This window comes from Luteibacter sp. SVR4-7G, assembly GCF_056755555.1.
This window is the reverse complement of record NZ_JBPGXO010000002.1, coordinates 57325-73137: the sequence shown is the minus strand read 5'-3', so window position 1 is coordinate 73137 and position 15813 is coordinate 57325. Positions and strand designations below refer to the sequence as shown.

The following is a 15813-nucleotide window of genomic DNA, read 5'->3' as shown; positions in this document are numbered from 1 at the left end:
ACCGCCTGACGCCCGACTGGCTGGCCCGCCGACCTGTTTGGTGCTATGACAGGGCAGTCGATGCTCTCGCCCAAGGGCTCCGTGCCCGTGGAGGTAACCATGTCCGCACCTGCGCCGCTGCCGCCCTGGCCTGCCTTGGATTACCCGGCCTTCGCCGACACGCAGCACTTGCTGCACATGGGCCTTCAGGCCGTCGGCAAATTGAAACTCCACGAACCTTTCCTGCCCCAATGGGCAGGCGTCCCGTTGTGGCTGACGGCGCGCGGCCTGACCACGGGACCGCTGACGGACCGCGACGGCACATTCGAAGTGCATGTCGACTTCGTATCGCACGAGGTCGTCTGTGCGAGGAGCGATGGCCAACAGGCCCGTTTCGGACTCGCGGCCATGTCGGTGGCCAGCTTCGTGGAAACCCTGCTTGGAATGCTCCGGCGGCTTGGCATCGAGGCGCACATAACGATGGTTCCGCAGGAAGTCGGCGATCGCACGCCCTTCGACCACGACGACCAGGTGCGTGCTTATGATGCGCGTGCCGTCAACGCCTGGTGGCGCATCCTGCTCCGCTCGCAGCGCGTCATGCGCGAGTTCGAAGCCACCTTCCAGGGGAAGACCCAGCCCATCGGACTGATGTGGGGCACCCTGGACATCCGCATGGCGCTGTACAACGGCAAGCCGGCCACACCAGGACCCGATGCGGACTTCCTTCGTCGCAACGCCATGAACGCCGAGCTCATGGAGTTCGGCTGGTGGTCCGGCAGCGATGCCTACCCGAAGCCCGCCTACTACGCCTTCACCTACCCCCAGCCTCCGGGCATCGAACACGCCCCGGTTCTGCCGGCGGCGGCGCACTGGGACGGCGCGATGTGCGAGTTCATCCTGGACTATGACAGGCTGGTGGAATCCGGACAGCCCGACCGCGACCTCCTGACCTTCGTTCAGACGACTTACGAGGCGGGCGCACGATCGGCCGGATGGAACCCTGCCCTCATCGGCACCGGACGGCCGGTCTAGATACATCTGACGCCGCGGCAACCAAATCGCTCGCCGGGCGCACAAACATCATGTTTTCGAAGTACCGACATGCGCGACTCCACACCTGAACGTTACGACCGGCCGACCATCGTCCTGCATTGGCTCATGACCATCCTGGTGATCGTGCAGTGGACTATCGGCCGCACCACCGGCCTGCTCCCGAGAGGTCCGCTACGCGTGGACATCTGGTCGGTACATGTGCTGCTGGGCGTCAGCATCGCCGTGGTGCTCGTGGCACGCATCGTATGGCGCCTCCGGCGCGGCAGACGGTTGCCCGGTGTCGGCACGACGGCGGAACGCGCGGCAGCCAGCTTCGTCCATATCGGCTTGTACGTCGTGCTGGCGATCGTGGTCGTGCTGGGCTTCGCGAATACGTACGTCCACGGTTTCCCGCTATTCAACGTCCTCACGCTGCCCGGCAAGCAGGACATGGCGACCATCCTGCGGGTGAACAGCTGGCATGGTTTCGCCGCCAACGTGCTTGCCGCGCTGATCCTGTTGCACACGCTTGCCGCATTGTTTCACCACTACGTGAAGCGCGACGGCGTCCTCGGCCGCATGAGGACGGCGCGCCGCTCTTCCCGAACCCCATGAGGTCCCGGCGCGAGCCGGCGCGCCTGCGACTCAGATTTCCGCCGCAATCTTCCTCAGCTGACGCTCGAATTCGTCCGCCGGCTGGCCACCGGAGATCAGGTAGCGCTCATTGACGACCACCGCCGGTACGCTGTTGATGCCGCGGCTCTGCCACAGGTGCTCGTCCGCGCGAACTTCGGCCGCATAGCGATCGGACTCGAGCACCGCGCGAGCCTGCAGGGGGTCCAGCCCGGCCTTTTCTGCGGCGGCCACCAGGTTGTCGTGGTTTCCCGGATCGCGCTGGTCGGTGAAGTTCAACGCGAACAACTGGCGCTTCAGTTCAAGCTGCTTGCCTTCGTCTTTTGCCCACGCGAGCAGACGGTGTGCGTCGAACGTGTTGTAGATGCGGCTGTCGTCCGACGTGTTCATCGTAAAACCGACGTCGGCCGCACGCGCCCTGATGCGCTCGCGGTTGACCCGCGCTTCATCGAACGAGATGCCGTACTTCTGGTGGATGTGCTCCAGGCTGTTCTGGCCACCCGCCGGCATCCGCGGATTCAATTCAAAGGGGTGGAACGTGAGCTCCGGCTCGATCACATCGTGCAATCGATCCAGTGCCTGCTCAAGACCACCCAGGCCGATGACGCACCACGGGCAGGCGATGTCCGAAACGAAGTCGATCTTGATTTTCTTCGGCACGGCTGAGTCCTTGATCAAAAATACCTGCGGATATCGTACACGCGCCCAGCCTTAACCTCTTGCTTAGAACAAACTCGCGGTGTCGCCCCGGAGGCGGCTCACACCTCCGCTTCGACGAAGCGGAAGAAGGCCACCTGTCCGGTCAGTTCCCTCGCCCGCTCGAGCGACGCCCGGCTGGCTGCGCTCGCCTCTTCCGCCAACGCGGCGTTCTGCTGGGTCATCTCGTCGAGTGCGGAAACCGACTGGACGACCTGGTCCACGCCCGAGGCCTGCTCTCCCGACGCGGCGGCAATCTCCGCGATGATGCCGGCAACGCGTGAAGTGCCCCGGTGGATGTCGTCGAGCGAACGGCCGGTGGAGCGCACCAGTTCCACGCCGTGGGCGACGCTCTCGCCTGTCTCGGTGGCGAGCTTGCGGATCTCGCGCGACGAGTTGGCGCTGCGCTGGGCGAGCTGGCGTACTTCGGACGCCACGACCGCGAAGCCCCTCCCCTGTTCGCCGGCACGTGCCGCTTCCACCGCGGCGTTGAGGGCCAGCAGGTTCGTCTGGAAGGCGATCTCGTCCATCAGCGAGGCGATGCCCGAGATGCTGCTCGCGGCGTGCTGGATCCGCTGCATGCCTTCTTCCGCCGAACGCGCGACGGCGGCGGCGCGTTTCGCGTCCTCGTGCAATGCCTTGGTCACCGTCTCGGCCGTGCGCGCCCCTTCCGAGTTCTGCCGCACCGATGCCGCCATCTGCTCCATCGACGCGGCCGTTTCTTCCAGCGCCGCCGCCTGCGACTGCGTGCGCTGCGAGAGGTCGTCCACGCCGTGGGAGATTTCCGCCGCCGCCAGGGACACGCTCCGTGCGCCTTCACGAACCTGCTCGACCACCGTAGCGAGCGTATCGTCCATGGTCGCCAGGGAGCGCAAGGTATCGCTCAACTCGTCGTCGCCCGTCACGTCGAGCGCATGCTTCAGCGTGCCCTGGCTGATGTCGGCGGCGAGGCGGCTCGCAACCCTCAAGGGCGTCATGACCGCCCGGAACAGCAGCCAGCCAGCGGCGCACAGGATGACGAGACCGGCGACGATGATCGCGAGGCTGATCTCGAAGGTGCGTGCATGACGGGCTTCGGCGGCCTTGAACTGTGCCCCGGCCGTGCCTTCGACCAGCGTCACGTTACGCAGGATCGCGGCGCTCTCCGCATCGAACGCGCCGGCCAGTCCATGCAATGCGAGATCCGTCGCCTCCTGGCGATGGCCCGCGTCAAGGATGGCGAGGGTCTTCGTGATCAGCGGGGCGACGGCCGCCCGGGCGCCTTCGAACTGCTGCGCTGCATCGCTGCCTTCAGCCGACGCCACGCCGTCGGATCGATACACGGCCCATCGCTTGTCGATATCCCGGTCCAGCGAAGCGATGAGGCGCCGAGCGTCGTCAGCTGCGCCGGGCGTGCCGAACAAGAGGGCGCGGCTTACCGCTCCGCGCTCGGTCGCAATCGCCGAGCGTATGTGGCCTACCTGCGCCACCGGAAGCAGGTTCCGGTGGAACATCGCGTCAAGGTCGCCAAAGGTGAACGTGAGGGCCAGCAGGCCCACGCCACCCAGCGCAAGCGCAATGAGGAAACCGGCGCTCATCGCCGCGAAGATCTTGCGTCCCACCGTGAATCGCATCGTACTGGCATCCGTGACAAGGTGATGCCGTATCGGCTCGTACCCGAAGGCGTTTAGCCATATCTGATATGCATGCGACGAATGGCGCCGGACCGACCGAGGAATCGGACAATAAATTCCCGGTACCATGAAGCCCTTGCAGGCGTCCATTTCGTCGCTGTCGAACCGATTTCTACTATGAATAACAAGCACTCGATAAGTCTCCGATTGTTCAGCCAAGCCATCGGGTTGGACCTGATGTTGCCAAGCATAGGCTTGGATGCATCGGTGACCTGGAATAAGGGAGACGCTCGGCGCACCCCTAAAGGTGCCTCACTTGACGGCGTCTATAGTGATTCTTTCGCGGTGTTTCCGCTGATCAAGGATGACGCTCGCTGGTTGACTGAATCGATATCAGAGTGCATTTCGCGACTAAAGCATTCTCGAGACTTTTTTGCAGAGCTCAAAGCTACCGGCGGTAGAGCCGAGCTTTTCATCGGATGGTTTATCTCCCCAGGCGCAGGAGACACGCTTTCTTCCGATCTTCTTCTGGAATTGGGCAATCTCGGCCTGGATCTCTCCTTCGATATCTATCCAGAAAATGCATCGAAAGAACTATAGCTAAACAAGAAATCGATTACGGCCAAATTGAGCGAACTGAACAAGACGCCATGACGCAATACATCAATACGCTCCCTGCGCTGCACGACGGTCTGCTCATGGGCATCCTGGTCAACGACCGGGAAGCAAGGGTGTTTGTGAAAACCGAGTCCGGCACGCCCCTGACCTTGGTGCTTTCGGACGTGGAGCGACTCAATGTCGACGAATTTTCAGAGGGCAATATCATCTTTGACTGCGAGTTGTTGACCAGTTTCGACTTACCGCTCGATCTCCTCACCGCTCTTAGTCATCGCAGTACCCGTGAGCATGAACTAGAAAGACTGCGCGTCCTTGTCGCTGAGGGCAGCTACCAAGTCTTTGTCCTGACGCCTAGCTATGGCGGTACCGTCATCGGCTTGATGAAGGCATTGGCAGTAGTCGAGGGCCACCAAATCGCCTGACGCCTCGTACCATGGAGACCACTCCTCGCTATTGGGCCTGCGCATTGTCGACTTCCATGACACTTCAGGGCTTGAGTCTCAGCTGCCCGTCGAACCTGAAGATGGAAATTTCCCGCGTACCGCATAGTTGCGGTCTTGCACACGACCTGTCTCAAGGAATTCCTTCAATCGGTGCAGGTTGGCCGCCATTTCCTTCGCGGCCGGCTTGCCGATCCAGGACAGGAGCTCGAGGCCTACGGCTCCGAGGGGCGTGTGCATTACTTCGCGCACCACGGTTTCTCCTTGATCGGAGCCCGGCTTGAAATACATGTCCCAACGGACCTGGCGCCGCGGAGGGGCGACGGTCTGGTAGCGGATCAGGACGTTCTCGATCTCCTCGGTGACGGTGACCGTCCAGTGCACCGCCACCTTCAACGGGCCCTGGATTGTCCAGCGCGTGGTCGACGGATCGATGGTCTCGACCGCCATCACGTCGCCCAGGAAGCGCGGCAGGTTTTTGAAATCCCGGTAGAACGCGTACACGACTCCGACGGGGCGCCGGATCGTTATGCTCGCTTCGATGGTGTGGGAATCGGCGGTTTTCACAGGCGGTCAACCGGTACGTCGGAGACAGTCCGACGGACAGATGTTGACCGCGCCGTCGACGCGGTGGAAGTGAATAGATCGCAGCTTCGAGCTGCACCGGCTGCAGCTCGGAAGCTCCTTCAACGGAACAACATGAACCCGGCGAAGGCGATGATCGGGAGAGCTATCCACTCCATGGGTATCCAGAAGAGCGAGTGAGACTTCTGGACCAGGACGGTCTGGTCAGTACCCGGGATGGTGCGATATCGGCGCTTCGTACTGTTGAGGTACCGGCCGAGCAACCATACCAACACGCCGCCGATAGCCAGCGTCAGCGCCGGAACGACCTTGTGCGACGAGTAGTACCCCTTCCCCAGCAATCCATCGACCGACAATTGGCTCGCGATTGCGACACCGAAGGGAACCAACAACGACAGTATTCCCGCGCCTCGCCAGATGAACAGCATCCTTTACAACTCCCCTGTTTGGTGAAAAGTCCGGACAACAAGGGGCGAGGACAGGTAACCGTGGGAGCACCCGGGTTCGGCCGAGTGCGTCGGATGGTGTGCCATGCCTGTTTCCCCTGTTGCAGGAGGATTGTGCCAAACAGGGGACGTGGCCGCCACAGGCTGGGGATACCGCTCGCGCGGGCCGGAATCCCGCCTGCCGTCGCGGAGTAATCAAGGGCGATGACGAACTGTCTCAATCGCCAGGTTCCATCCCTGCCCCAAGCTCCGTAGCCAACCGCAACTGTTCACGGCACATCTGCGCATGCGCGTGTTCCGTGCACTCGACGCTCATCTTCGCGAGCGAACAGATCGCTTCCAGCGCAATCGCCACGTGGCGGCGCTTCACGCTGTCCTCTCCATACATCAGATCGGCGCTGAATTCCGAAATACCACGAATGTACTGCTGCCACTCGATGGCGCGATTCAACAATTCGTGCGCCGTGGCATCGGGATCGAAGCAACTTTCCGGGAGGGGAATCTTCGGGGATTTGTTCTCTTCTGCTGACATGACCTTTTCCTTTGGCATGCGCCGCGCCCGCGTCCAGGTGTGGCACGCCGGCGAACGGCGTGCCACGGGGGTGATCAAACGGACTCGCGGGTGACCGGCTGCCCTATCCGGGCGCCGGGCGGCTTGATTGAGAAGTGGATGACAGCGACAGCCTGGCTTTCGCCGGCCCACTGGGCTACCCGCCGTGTGGGTATCGGCTGAGAAAAGACTCCGAAAGCGGCCGCCGCCGCGGTTCTTCAACCGTGCCTGCGACTGTGCAGACGGCCCGGTGAGCGGTGGGATTTGCCGCCGGGGGGATTCGGCGGGCGGGCGGGTGCCGTATGATCTTGGGTAGCCACTGATCGACTCCTAGCAAGTTGGTTGTGGTTAGCGGGCCTTGTGGTGCGCCAACACCCTTGGCCCGCGCTTATCGTCGCTTTGGGCGACTGTTGCCTGTGACGCGTTCGAAGCGGCGGAGACGGGCAACGGGGACAACCTAGCACTTGCGTTGGGTGGTTGTCTGTAGGTGGTGGCGAGATCCAGAAAATTCTCAACACCCAAACAGTTATCAACGCCTCCTAGGCAATGTAATGAGTGCAACTGATGGCAGGAGTACACCCCAGTGATGTGGTTGACGCATCATCAATCTATATCACTCAGGTCTCCGAGATAGGCAACTCTGGCAGCACAAATCTGGCCACAGACGCCTCGACCAAAACCAAGGTCCCTGACTCTTCTGGAACGGAATAAAAAATTGAAGTCATATTCTTGAGAGACCGACCCGAACTGTCATCGTCGTTGGGCTCGCCAATATGGATGACGGCACCAGATATTGGTTCGGGCAAATCGATCTGCGGCGGCCCAGCCTCAAGAGCGAAGATTATCCGTCGATCACCAGCTAGTCGCTCATCAGCAATGACCTCCGCTGCTTCAGACAAGAATGGGTCGCCAGCTCCGTGGCAGGCATATACGTTCAGGTGCAAGCTCCCATGCCCACCCCATTCTTCAAACTGAAACTTGATCCTGTCTGAATAAGGCAAATTCGCCCCTTGGCGATTTAAATCATAGATAAGACGCATCAGATGAGAGGGCTTGGTGCAATTTTCCCGTGGGGCAAGCCAAGCGTGCTCCTTCGTCCATCGCAGCGTCTCGGCCGATTCGGTAATCTCCACTAACTCGCCGGTCTTGATGTGACAGGCACCAGTCTCGTGAAAGCTAATTTTTAGCCAGTTCCGCATCGATGCGCGCGTCGCGTACAGGCACCCATCTTTCTTGTTTCCAAAGAATGACCATTCTTCAGAATGCCGACGACCGGCGGTTTGAATGGCAAATCTAAAGTAGGTTGGCATGTTCAGGGCCCAAAGGTGCGGTCACTGTAAGCCGATGAATCATTTCTCTGCAACTGATTCCGAGGGCTTGGTCAGTGTGCCCGAGTGCGTGTCGCTCGCGTAGGAAAAATTTCGCCGAAATCGCTCGCGTGACATCGATAGCCGAACCCAGAACTCGTCTCGCGGCTGGTCCGAAGCGGCATCCACAGCCGCCATGCCAATCGAAAATAACCCCACGGAGGGCACTCACCTGCCGGGCAAGACGCCAACCCCATAATCGAGCGCAGTCGGCGGCGACGACGTTTAAGATGACCCTATAATAGGGTGGTCATCAACCACAGGATTTGATTGAATGATTAATGGAATTCATGACCTGACTCTGCGTCAGTTCGCAGACAAGCTGGGCACCGTGACTGCTCACTCCAAACCAATCGCTAAGACGTCGCATTTAAAGGGGCGTCAGAATCAAGTTGCTACGGTTCGTCAAGCCATCTATGCCGCTGGCCGCCATGTATTTATCTTTGGCGAGCGTGGTGTCGGAAAGACCTCGTTAGCAAAGACGGCGGGACTAGCCTCGGTCGAAAAAACGAGAGATTTCAAGCAACTTGGGTGCAGTTCCGAGACAACATTCGATTCCCTGATGCGTCAGGTCATCCAGGCCTTCGCCCCCGATCAGTTGGCCAAAAAAACAGTCAAAAAAGACTTCGGGGTTTCTAAGGTTATCCAGGCGAACCGGCAGCGCGAGGAGACCTATGCTGCCGTCAACGAGCTTTCAGTTCCCTGGGTCGCCGATGTGCTGGCGTCACTGGACGATGACGGCCGACAGACCGTGCGGGTCATCGTCATCGACGAGGTGGACCGCGTGGTTTCAGAGGATGCCCGGCGTGATTTCGCCGAACTCGTCAAGCTCCTTGGCGACCGTGGCGCAACGATTACTTTCATCTTCACCGGCGTGGGCTCCGATATCCAAGCGATTCTAGGGCATCACCCTTCATCTTTCCGCCAGTTTGCACAGATTGAACTTCACCGAATGGATCTGCAGCCGGCACTCGATATTATTGATGATGCGTTGAGTTTGTTCCAACTTGATTGGGAGACAGAGCCCACCCGAACCGCTCGCTTTCGCATTGCAGCGATTGCAAACGGCTTCCCATATTACGTTCACCTTCTGACCGAGAAGGTACTATATGCGGTTTATGACGACAAAGACGCGACCTCATTGGAGTTACCCCATCTCCAGCAAGCCATAGCATCCGCCGTTACTGACGCCCAAGAGGAAATTCGCAAACCTTACGACAAAGCTACGCGTGCGCGTGCGGACCAGTACAAGTTAGTCGTTTGGGCCTTGGCTGACTCATGGGACTTAGAGCGATCAACCACCCAGATCTTCCAATCATTTTCGGTGCTTTGCGATCGCGTCGGCCGAGAGCCCTTATCCCAAGCGAAAGTCGTCCAAGTGCTAGCTTCTCTCAAAAGAGCTAGCCACGGCCCATTGCTGATCAAAGGGTTTCGTCATGGCATGTATCGGTTCTCTGAGAACATTGTGCGAGGTTACGTTCGCTTATGCGCCTTAGCCGAGAACGTCGAACTAAATGATCTAAGCCCGCGCGACGATCGTCAAGTAGTGCATGCCACGGCGCGCGAACGTCGATATATCGACCCGAGGCGCGCTGGTGGTGTTCCTGCTGGGTTGGGCCGTTAGTGTTGCGCGGTGTTTGCCGAACATGGCGGGGGTAGTGAACGTTCTTCATGGTGCGGCCCCACACTCATGCCTTTGTGGGAAAGCAGCGCTAGGCCGCCTCGCCGCCATGGACAAGCGTAGGTCAACCGAGTGCCGTGATCGCGAGTTAAGGGCATATTTGCACATTTGGCGGCGGGCGAGTGGGAGACGGTTCAACCGTCCATCCATGCCTAAAAGGCCGAAATCAACTGCGCTGACGTGTGACTGGATTTGTTGCGTCTGCCGTGAACCCGTTGCTTGTGCCACCCTTCCCGCTCACATGACACGGAAGGCGCGGAATGCAGGCACGGGAGCGCGGTTGTATGTGTATGTAAACGGCTCGGTCGCTTCCGGATGGTGGCCCTAATCGACGGACTAAGCCTCGAACTGTCAGTATGGACCCGCGTTACCTGCCCGCTACGGTAGGAAATGTCATGCACGTTCAAGCTGCTGGAGTGGTCTATCTATTATTCTGGGAAATGTGCCAAGAACAGCAAATAAGTTGTTTGTCGCTTTGCTTGACGCATACAAAAAGTCGTTGCTGGTCACAGGAAACCTATCCTGCATTGTGCCTACTTCAACCCGCACAGGAGCAACGACGTGACCGCCAAGACCTACACGCCGGTAACATGACCAAAGCGAGATAAAGCGGAGGGCTAATGGATATTGATGGAATCTGGCCGCCCTATGAGGCCTTCTATATCGAGAGCATGCTATGGCATACCGCATCGGCCAAAGCCTCTATTCGCGTTGTCAACACTTGGATAGATCTCGTCAGAAAAGACGACGAGCGAGCGCTGGAACTTCCCCGGCCAGTTCTGTTCGAGCAGCTCCAGAACATCCTGCATCAGGCTGCTCGCCTTTCTCGCTACTTCTTCCCAGGAGGCCGGGCACCGAAGCCTATGCATCTTACACGCGCCAAGCGGCTCCGAGAGGCACTGGGTGTGGAGGACGACAATCCATTGGCGAAACGCAGTCTACGCAACGCCATTGAGCACTTCGACGAACGACTAGATGAATATCTGGCCAATGAGAGCAATCAGGCTGGCAAGTTCATACCGGAAGATGTTGGCTGCTTCCCACGCGAATCAGAAGTACCGCTTCACATCTTCAAAGGTTTCTATACCCAACCAGTAATCTTCGTTCTGCTTGGCGAGTCCTACGAAATAGCGCCCATTGCCAATGAGATGCTTCGCATCCATGAAGCTCTCGAAGCATGTACCGAAAGGGGGCACATGCTGCCGCGCACTGCCAGATGAAAGCCGGCTGTCGATGCGCATTGGCTAGGCGTGTTGACCATGCATACGCATGCCCCAGCGTCTGCGGAGACTTGCGGGCGCTTGAACGCCAAATAGGCAAGTTGGCGTTCGGGCTGAACTGACGAAAAGAACCAATTGTAGTGGCTAACCCGCTCAGTTGGCGGTTCTTTGGGGCGTAGTGAAAAGCTCGTGAAGCTGCTCGAAGGAAAGGGTGTAAGCGGTCATGGCAAGTCGTCCTCAGACGTGCCTTTGCCGCATTCAATGGGAGCGTCGGGCAAGGCGAGTGCTTGCCGTCGAGATTTGTGTGGTCACCTGCCCCAGACGGGTTCGGGGGTGTCCGGTGTCCTCGGCGGATTACTCGTGCTCCACCGGCTTGCGGAATCAGTTGATTGGAGCGCCCGATTCCGGCGCTTTACTTGCAGCGCTGTATGAGGCGGGCGCTACATGGCTGTAAACTGTACGGCTCTCGCGCTTCCCTTGCAACTTGATGTTTCTATTTTGATTTTCAGACGTGCAGGAAATATCACGTTCAAGCAAACCGAGATTGGGCAACCGGGACGGGAACCCAGTTGTTCTCAGCGCTTTCGTGGAATACCCCGATGATGTTGATGGGCGTACCACTCTTCTTCGAGAAGACGACCCTGACCGGATGCTTCGGGGTTAATGCACCGCCCATTGGACGCATTAAAATTCCGTGAGCCTTACTGCCATTCGCATCAGTCACGATGTTTTTGTTGAAGCCACCGAAGAAAGCCTGCTGGTTCTTGAATTCCCACCCGATTTCCGTCTCTGCATTCTTCGTGACAAAAATAAAGCTCGGATTAGGCTCCATCAAGTGCGAAGCTTGGACGGTTATTTCAATCGAACCATCAGCCTTCATTGTCTGGACGAACGAAAGGTTCGAGAAACCCTGATGCTGCGGGGTAAACGAGGCATTGCCTTGGGTAACGCTGACGATCTGCGCAATCGCGGCTTCAAGACCAACGGTATGCATGTCGATGAACAGCGTTTGTTTGAGAACGGCAGGCATGTCACTGCCGTCAACTCGGACAGGTACGATCCGCGTTTTACCCTTCGATGCAGAATAGAGCGCGTTCTGCCATTCCAATTTCACCATGCCGCTCGCAAGGCTATTGGCTGACACGAAGAAGAAAACGAACTCAGGAGCCTCAAGGCCCTTGTTCATCTGGTCAATGATGCCGTCACCGGGGCGAATCGACCAAGAGTCATAGAACACTTGATCCTGACCGAATATGGCGGCCAGCTTCAGAGCAACCGCTTCAACTAGCGGTTTGTCATTGTGGTTATGACTGAGGAAGATTCTGTAAGCCATCGGTTCCCGTGAGGCAATAGTGGCGGTGGGTCAGGGATTCGAACCCTGGAAGGGGTCACCCCCTTGCTAGTTTTCAAGACTAGTGCCTTCAACCGCTCGGCCAACCCACCTTGTTTCGTTTCGTGCTAAGAATCTGCTAAACAGCGCCCCGTTGGAACACAAGAAGAACACGCTAGCTTGGAGCGTGCCGAGACCCCTCCCCCGGCACGCCCGATTGTAACCCAACCCGCTCCAACCCTCAGGCGATGACTTCCAACCCCGCCATATACGGCCGCAGCACCTCAGGCACCTCGATCGACCCATCCGCCTGCTGGAAATTCTCCATCACGGCAACCAGGGTCCGTCCCACGGCCAGCCCCGAGCCATTGAGCGTATGCACCAGCTCCGGCTTCCCCGTCGCCGGGTTCCGCCAGCGAGCCTGCATTCGCCGCGCCTGGAAGTCCGTGCAGTTGGAGCAGCTGCTGATCTCGCGATACGTGTTCTGGCTGGGCAGCCACACCTCGAGGTCGTAGGTCTTTGCGGCTGCGAATCCCATGTCGCCCGTGCACAGCTGCACCTTCCGGTACGGCAGCTTCAGCGCCTGGAGCACCGCCTCGGCATGCCCCACCATTTCCTCCAGCTGCTGCATGCTGGTTTCGGCGGTGGCGATCTGCACCATCTCCACCTTCTCGAACTGGTGCTGGCGGATCATGCCGCGGGTGTCGCGGCCGTAGCTGCCGGCCTCGGCGCGGAAGCACATGGAGTGGGCGGTCATGCGCATGGGCAGCTCGTCGGCTTCGACGATGCTCTCGCGCACGAGGTTGGTCAGGGCCACTTCTGCCGTCGGGATGAGGTAACGCTTCGAGTCGCCGACCTGGGTGCCGAAGAGGTCTTCCTCGAACTTCGGCAGCTGGCTGGTGCCTTCCATCGCGTCGGCGTTCACGATCAGCGGCACGTTGTGTTCGAGGTAGCCGTGCTGGGTGGTGTGCAGGTCGAGCATGAACTGCGCGAGCGCGCGGTGCAGGTGCGAGAGCTGGCCGCGGAGCACGGTGAAGCGGGCGCCGGAGAGCTTGGAGCCGGCTTCGGCGTCGAGCCAGCCGTGCCTTGCGCCCAGGTCCACGTGGTCTTTCACGGGGAAGTCGAACGGGCGCGGGTGGCCCCAGCGGAGGAGCTCGGCATTGTCGTTCTCGTCCTTGCCGATGGGCACGGATTCGTCGGGGAGGTTCGGGATGCCGAGGGCGATGTCGGCCAGCTTGGCCTGGACCTCGGCCAGGGCCTGCTCGTTCGCCTTGAGCTTGTCGCCGATGCCGGCCACTTCGGCCATCAACGGGGCCACGTCCTCACCCTTGGCCTTGGCCTGGCCGATGGCCTTGGAACGGGTGTTGCGCAGGTTCTGCAGCTCCTGCGTCTCGGTGGAAAGCGCCTTGCGCTCGGATTCGAGGCGCTCGATCGTAGTCACGTCGAGGTCGAAGTTCCGGGCGGCGCGGAGGCGTTCTGCCGTTTCGGCAAGGCGGCCGCGCAGGAGGGCGGGATCCAGCATGTTCTTGGCTTCCGTGGGTGTTGAATGCGGGATTATCGCAAACTTCGGGGGGTGGGATGCTGGGGTCCCACCTCTCCGGGGCACTTTGGGAGGCTTAAAGCGCTGGGTCCCTGCCTTCGCAGGGACGACGTGAGGGGGCCGGCGTGGGAGCCGGCACCCCTGGGGGTTTTGTCAGGGCATGGGTTTGACGGTGGTGTGGTGTGCTTTGCGGGCCAGCCACCAGCCCATCGCGGCGCCGGCTAGCAGCCAGCCGAAGGCCTGTTCGACCAGGGTGCCGGCGGTGAAGGCGCCGGGGAAGCGGTACCAGTTCCAGTACGGCACGCTCATCGCCAGCCAGCTGAAGACGCCGAAGGCCAGGCCGATGTACAGGCCGCGGACGACGCCGAGGCCGGCGATGCGGAGCATCACGAGGACGATCATCAGGGCTGCCAGCGTATCCGAGAGCCACTGGTGGAACAGGTTGCCGCCCATGGCCAGCGGGTCCTTGCCGTTGGGCGCGTAGACGATGAAGGCATAGGGGTTGGCCTTGGCCTTCTCCGAGTACGCCTTCATGGCCTGGTCGTTCCCATGCATGGTGGCCATGTCGAAGTGCGGCAGCATGTAGATGCCCTGCTCCGCCGGCAGGCCTTCGCGCAAGGCGCTCAGTACGGCGTCTTCGTTGGTGGGCGCACGCATGGAGAGTTCGCCCAGTGGAAGGACCATGTGCGCGAACGCACCCCAGAAAAACATGATCAACCCACCGATCAGTGTCGCAATGGCGATACGCATCGTTCCTCTCCTCCCGGGTGGTGGCCCGAGCGTACGACTGCGCATCCCCTGCTGGTATCGGTCTTTTGGCAGGGGCCCCGGCCCCCTAGAGGGGGCCGACGGCAGGAGGAACGGCAAGGCGTCTGCGCGCCCTTCGCCAGACCCAGTAGCCCTGGAGCATGGCGACGCCGAAATTGCCTACCAGTTCTCCCGGCCACACATGGCCATAGTCCATATGCCGAAGCCCAAGGATGGCGCAGACCATGCCGAACACGTTCACCATCGCACCGGCGGCGATGAACCCGTAGCAGGCGCGCACGATGCGGGGGAAGCGGCGGTCGGTCAGCAGCCACAGGCTGCATGACGTGATCACCGTATTGCACAGGAAATTTCCGTACAGGTAGAACAGCCCGTCGTTCATGGGTGGTTCCCTCCGGTGAAGCGGTCGATGAGGCGATTGGCCAGCGATTCGCCCTGCGTGTCGATGAGCTTCTGCACGATCATCGTCACCTTGAGGCCGAAGCAGCCGATGAGGAAGGACACGCCGGCGTTGACCTGCGCCGGCGAATCGGGGAGGAAGCGTTCTTCCAGCGCAGGTGCGAGGAAGATCGCCAGCATGGCGCCGCACACCACCTGGACGACGGCGCGCTTGCGCGAAGGCTCGTTGCCGAGCGCCACCGGAAGGACGGCGCCGCCGATCGCGGCCAGCAGGAGCCAGAAGCGGGTGAAGAGCAGCATGGTGTCCATGGGAATCCTCGGTCAGGAGCTGGGGTTGTCCCTCTGGAGATCGCCCGACCACTTGCCGCCGGCGTTGAAGCTGATGGTCATATGGTCGTCGCCGTCGGTGTATCGCACTTCCAGCACCTGGCCGTAGAGGCGGTCGCAGAGCTGTCCACCATTGGTGGAAACGCCGAAGGTATAGAGCAGGTCGCGGCCGTCGGGCTTCACGTAGTCGGCCTTCAATGCGCACGCAGCCGTTCCCCCGAAATGCACTTCCACCTTCCTCGAGGTGAAGACGGCCTCCACCGGATAACTTTCGTTGCCTTTCGTGACCGAGCCCCGCCACCCGCCCGTCGGATCGGCGAAGGCGGCCAGCGGCAGCATGCACAAGGCGACTGCGATACCCATGATTTTCGGATTGAGCTTCAACATGACGTTCTCCTTACGTTGTGAACGGTGTGGCCCGATTAATGGACGAACCACGCCAGGACGCCGGCGGTGCCGGCGAGAAAAAGCAGCACGCACACGATCCATACCTTTCGGCGAGCGCCCGGCCGCCGCGGCGGTTCACCCAGGCAAGCGATGAACGCCGCTTCCCATTCCGCCGATACATGCAATCTGGAAAGCCTTTCCA

Annotated in this window: 18 protein-coding genes and 1 tRNA gene; 6 read left to right on the top strand and 13 right to left on the bottom strand. The window is 60.2% G+C overall.

The window, feature by feature from the left end; all coding sequences use genetic code 11:
• Positions 1 to 99: 99 nt before the first annotated feature.
• Both ACR9ZH_RS01135 and ACR9ZH_RS01130 read left to right on the top strand, forming a co-directional pair.
• Complete coding sequence (locus ACR9ZH_RS01135) at positions 100 to 1011, top strand: DUF5996 family protein (protein WP_481288919.1); 912 nt, start codon at positions 100 to 102, stop codon at positions 1009 to 1011.
• A 69-nt stretch (positions 1012 to 1080) separates the two neighbouring features.
• Positions 1081 to 1626, top strand: a complete 546-nt coding sequence (locus ACR9ZH_RS01130; protein ID WP_481288918.1) for a cytochrome b — start codon at positions 1081 to 1083, stop codon at positions 1624 to 1626.
• 30 nt (positions 1627 to 1656) lie between these two features.
• On the opposite strand, the gene ACR9ZH_RS01125 is transcribed toward ACR9ZH_RS01130, so the two are convergent.
• Both ACR9ZH_RS01125 and ACR9ZH_RS01120 read right to left on the bottom strand, forming a co-directional pair.
• The gene (locus tag ACR9ZH_RS01125) at positions 1657 to 2304 is read right to left on the bottom strand and encodes a DsbA family oxidoreductase (protein ID WP_481288917.1); all 648 of its coding nucleotides are present in this window, start codon (positions 2302 to 2304) and stop codon (positions 1657 to 1659) included.
• Positions 2305 to 2402: 98 nt separating this feature from the next.
• Positions 2403 to 3953, bottom strand: coding sequence for a methyl-accepting chemotaxis protein (locus tag ACR9ZH_RS01120; RefSeq protein ID WP_481288916.1), 1551 nt, complete (start codon positions 3951 to 3953; stop codon positions 2403 to 2405).
• A 177-nt stretch (positions 3954 to 4130) separates the two neighbouring features.
• Between ACR9ZH_RS01120 and ACR9ZH_RS01115 the strand changes: the two genes are divergently transcribed.
• Together ACR9ZH_RS01115 and ACR9ZH_RS01110 are read left to right on the top strand one after the other, a co-directional pair.
• Entirely contained in the window at positions 4131 to 4553 is a 423-nt protein-coding gene (locus tag ACR9ZH_RS01115) for a hypothetical protein (RefSeq protein ID WP_481288915.1), read from the top strand.
• A 50-nt stretch (positions 4554 to 4603) separates the two neighbouring features.
• Positions 4604 to 4993 carry a hypothetical protein gene (locus tag ACR9ZH_RS01110; protein WP_481288914.1) on the top strand — a complete coding sequence of 130 codons (390 nt, stop codon included), beginning with the start codon at positions 4604 to 4606 and terminating at the stop codon, positions 4991 to 4993.
• 78 nt (positions 4994 to 5071) lie between these two features.
• Here ACR9ZH_RS01110 and ACR9ZH_RS01105 read toward each other — a convergent pair whose 3' ends face one another.
• The 4 genes from ACR9ZH_RS01105 to ACR9ZH_RS01090 all read right to left on the bottom strand — a co-directional run bounded on the left by ACR9ZH_RS01105 (position 5072) and on the right by ACR9ZH_RS01090 (position 7902).
• A complete protein-coding gene (locus ACR9ZH_RS01105; RefSeq protein WP_481288913.1) occupies positions 5072 to 5578 on the bottom strand; it encodes an SRPBCC family protein in 507 nt (168 codons plus the stop codon).
• A gap of 119 nt (positions 5579 to 5697) precedes the next feature.
• Positions 5698 to 6024 (bottom strand): hypothetical protein, encoded by a 327-nt coding sequence (locus tag ACR9ZH_RS01100; protein ID WP_481288912.1) that lies wholly within the window; start codon positions 6022 to 6024, stop codon positions 5698 to 5700.
• A 235-nt stretch (positions 6025 to 6259) separates the two neighbouring features.
• A complete protein-coding gene (locus tag ACR9ZH_RS01095) occupies positions 6260 to 6574 on the bottom strand; it encodes a hypothetical protein (RefSeq protein ID WP_481288911.1) in 315 nt (104 codons plus the stop codon).
• 635 nt (positions 6575 to 7209) lie between these two features.
• Positions 7210 to 7902, bottom strand: coding sequence for a hypothetical protein (locus ACR9ZH_RS01090; RefSeq protein WP_481288910.1), 693 nt, complete (start codon positions 7900 to 7902; stop codon positions 7210 to 7212).
• Between the two features lie 331 nt (positions 7903 to 8233).
• Here ACR9ZH_RS01090 and ACR9ZH_RS01085 point away from each other — a divergent pair, with 331 nt between their 5' ends.
• Together ACR9ZH_RS01085 and ACR9ZH_RS01080 are read left to right on the top strand one after the other, a co-directional pair.
• Positions 8234 to 9583 carry an AAA family ATPase gene (locus tag ACR9ZH_RS01085; RefSeq protein ID WP_481288909.1) on the top strand — a complete coding sequence of 450 codons (1350 nt, stop codon included), beginning with the start codon at positions 8234 to 8236 and terminating at the stop codon, positions 9581 to 9583.
• 677 nt (positions 9584 to 10260) lie between these two features.
• Positions 10261 to 10860: a hypothetical protein gene (locus ACR9ZH_RS01080; protein WP_481288908.1), complete on the top strand. Its 600-nt coding sequence runs from the start codon at positions 10261 to 10263 to the stop codon at positions 10858 to 10860.
• A 529-nt stretch (positions 10861 to 11389) separates the two neighbouring features.
• Here ACR9ZH_RS01080 and ACR9ZH_RS01075 read toward each other — a convergent pair.
• The 7 genes from ACR9ZH_RS01075 to ACR9ZH_RS01045 form a co-directional block, all read right to left on the bottom strand.
• Complete coding sequence (locus tag ACR9ZH_RS01075) at positions 11390 to 12193, bottom strand: toll/interleukin-1 receptor domain-containing protein (RefSeq protein WP_481288907.1); 804 nt, start codon at positions 12191 to 12193, stop codon at positions 11390 to 11392.
• A gap of 20 nt (positions 12194 to 12213) precedes the next feature.
• Positions 12214 to 12303, bottom strand: a tRNA-Ser gene (locus tag ACR9ZH_RS01070).
• A 128-nt stretch (positions 12304 to 12431) separates the two neighbouring features.
• A complete protein-coding gene (gene serS / locus ACR9ZH_RS01065) occupies positions 12432 to 13712 on the bottom strand; it encodes a serine--tRNA ligase (protein WP_481288906.1) in 1281 nt (426 codons plus the stop codon).
• Between the two features lie 171 nt (positions 13713 to 13883).
• Positions 13884 to 14480, bottom strand: coding sequence for a hypothetical protein (locus ACR9ZH_RS01060; protein ID WP_481288905.1), 597 nt, complete (start codon positions 14478 to 14480; stop codon positions 13884 to 13886).
• Positions 14481 to 14565: 85 nt separating this feature from the next.
• A complete protein-coding gene (locus ACR9ZH_RS01055) occupies positions 14566 to 14880 on the bottom strand; it encodes a hypothetical protein (protein ID WP_481288904.1) in 315 nt (104 codons plus the stop codon).
• Positions 14877 to 15206, bottom strand: coding sequence for a hypothetical protein (locus tag ACR9ZH_RS01050; RefSeq protein WP_481288903.1), 330 nt, complete (start codon positions 15204 to 15206; stop codon positions 14877 to 14879). Before ACR9ZH_RS01050 ends, ACR9ZH_RS01055 begins: the two co-directional genes overlap by 4 nt.
• A gap of 12 nt (positions 15207 to 15218) precedes the next feature.
• A complete protein-coding gene (locus tag ACR9ZH_RS01045; protein WP_481288902.1) occupies positions 15219 to 15611 on the bottom strand; it encodes a hypothetical protein in 393 nt (130 codons plus the stop codon).
• Positions 15612 to 15813 lie beyond the last annotated feature (202 nt).

What these genes read in the sequence shown, in the direction of transcription:
- ACR9ZH_RS01135 (WP_481288919.1), top strand. Translation starts at nt 100, where the DNA reads ATGTCCGCACCTGCGCCGCTGCCGCCCTGGCCTGCCTTGGATTACCCG.
- ACR9ZH_RS01130 (WP_481288918.1), top strand. Translation starts at nt 1,081, where the DNA reads ATGCGCGACTCCACACCTGAACGTTACGACCGGCCGACCATCGTCCTG.
- ACR9ZH_RS01120 (WP_481288916.1), bottom strand. Translation starts at nt 3,953, where the DNA reads ATGCGATTCACGGTGGGACGCAAGATCTTCGCGGCGATGAGCGCCGGT.
- ACR9ZH_RS01115 (WP_481288915.1), top strand. Translation starts at nt 4,131, where the DNA reads ATGAATAACAAGCACTCGATAAGTCTCCGATTGTTCAGCCAAGCCATC.
- ACR9ZH_RS01110 (WP_481288914.1), top strand. Translation starts at nt 4,604, where the DNA reads ATGACGCAATACATCAATACGCTCCCTGCGCTGCACGACGGTCTGCTC.
- ACR9ZH_RS01100 (WP_481288912.1), bottom strand. Translation starts at nt 6,024, where the DNA reads ATGCTGTTCATCTGGCGAGGCGCGGGAATACTGTCGTTGTTGGTTCCC.
- ACR9ZH_RS01095 (WP_481288911.1), bottom strand. Translation starts at nt 6,574, where the DNA reads ATGTCAGCAGAAGAGAACAAATCCCCGAAGATTCCCCTCCCGGAAAGT.
- ACR9ZH_RS01090 (WP_481288910.1), bottom strand. Translation starts at nt 7,902, where the DNA reads ATGCCAACCTACTTTAGATTTGCCATTCAAACCGCCGGTCGTCGGCAT.
- ACR9ZH_RS01085 (WP_481288909.1), top strand. Translation starts at nt 8,234, where the DNA reads ATGATTAATGGAATTCATGACCTGACTCTGCGTCAGTTCGCAGACAAG.
- ACR9ZH_RS01080 (WP_481288908.1), top strand. Translation starts at nt 10,261, where the DNA reads ATGGATATTGATGGAATCTGGCCGCCCTATGAGGCCTTCTATATCGAG.
- ACR9ZH_RS01075 (WP_481288907.1), bottom strand. Translation starts at nt 12,193, where the DNA reads ATGGCTTACAGAATCTTCCTCAGTCATAACCACAATGACAAACCGCTA.
- serS (WP_481288906.1), bottom strand. Translation starts at nt 13,712, where the DNA reads ATGCTGGATCCCGCCCTCCTGCGCGGCCGCCTTGCCGAAACGGCAGAA.
- ACR9ZH_RS01060 (WP_481288905.1), bottom strand. Translation starts at nt 14,480, where the DNA reads ATGCGTATCGCCATTGCGACACTGATCGGTGGGTTGATCATGTTTTTC.
- ACR9ZH_RS01055 (WP_481288904.1), bottom strand. Translation starts at nt 14,880, where the DNA reads ATGAACGACGGGCTGTTCTACCTGTACGGAAATTTCCTGTGCAATACG.
- ACR9ZH_RS01050 (WP_481288903.1), bottom strand. Translation starts at nt 15,206, where the DNA reads ATGGACACCATGCTGCTCTTCACCCGCTTCTGGCTCCTGCTGGCCGCG.
- ACR9ZH_RS01045 (WP_481288902.1), bottom strand. Translation starts at nt 15,611, where the DNA reads ATGTTGAAGCTCAATCCGAAAATCATGGGTATCGCAGTCGCCTTGTGC.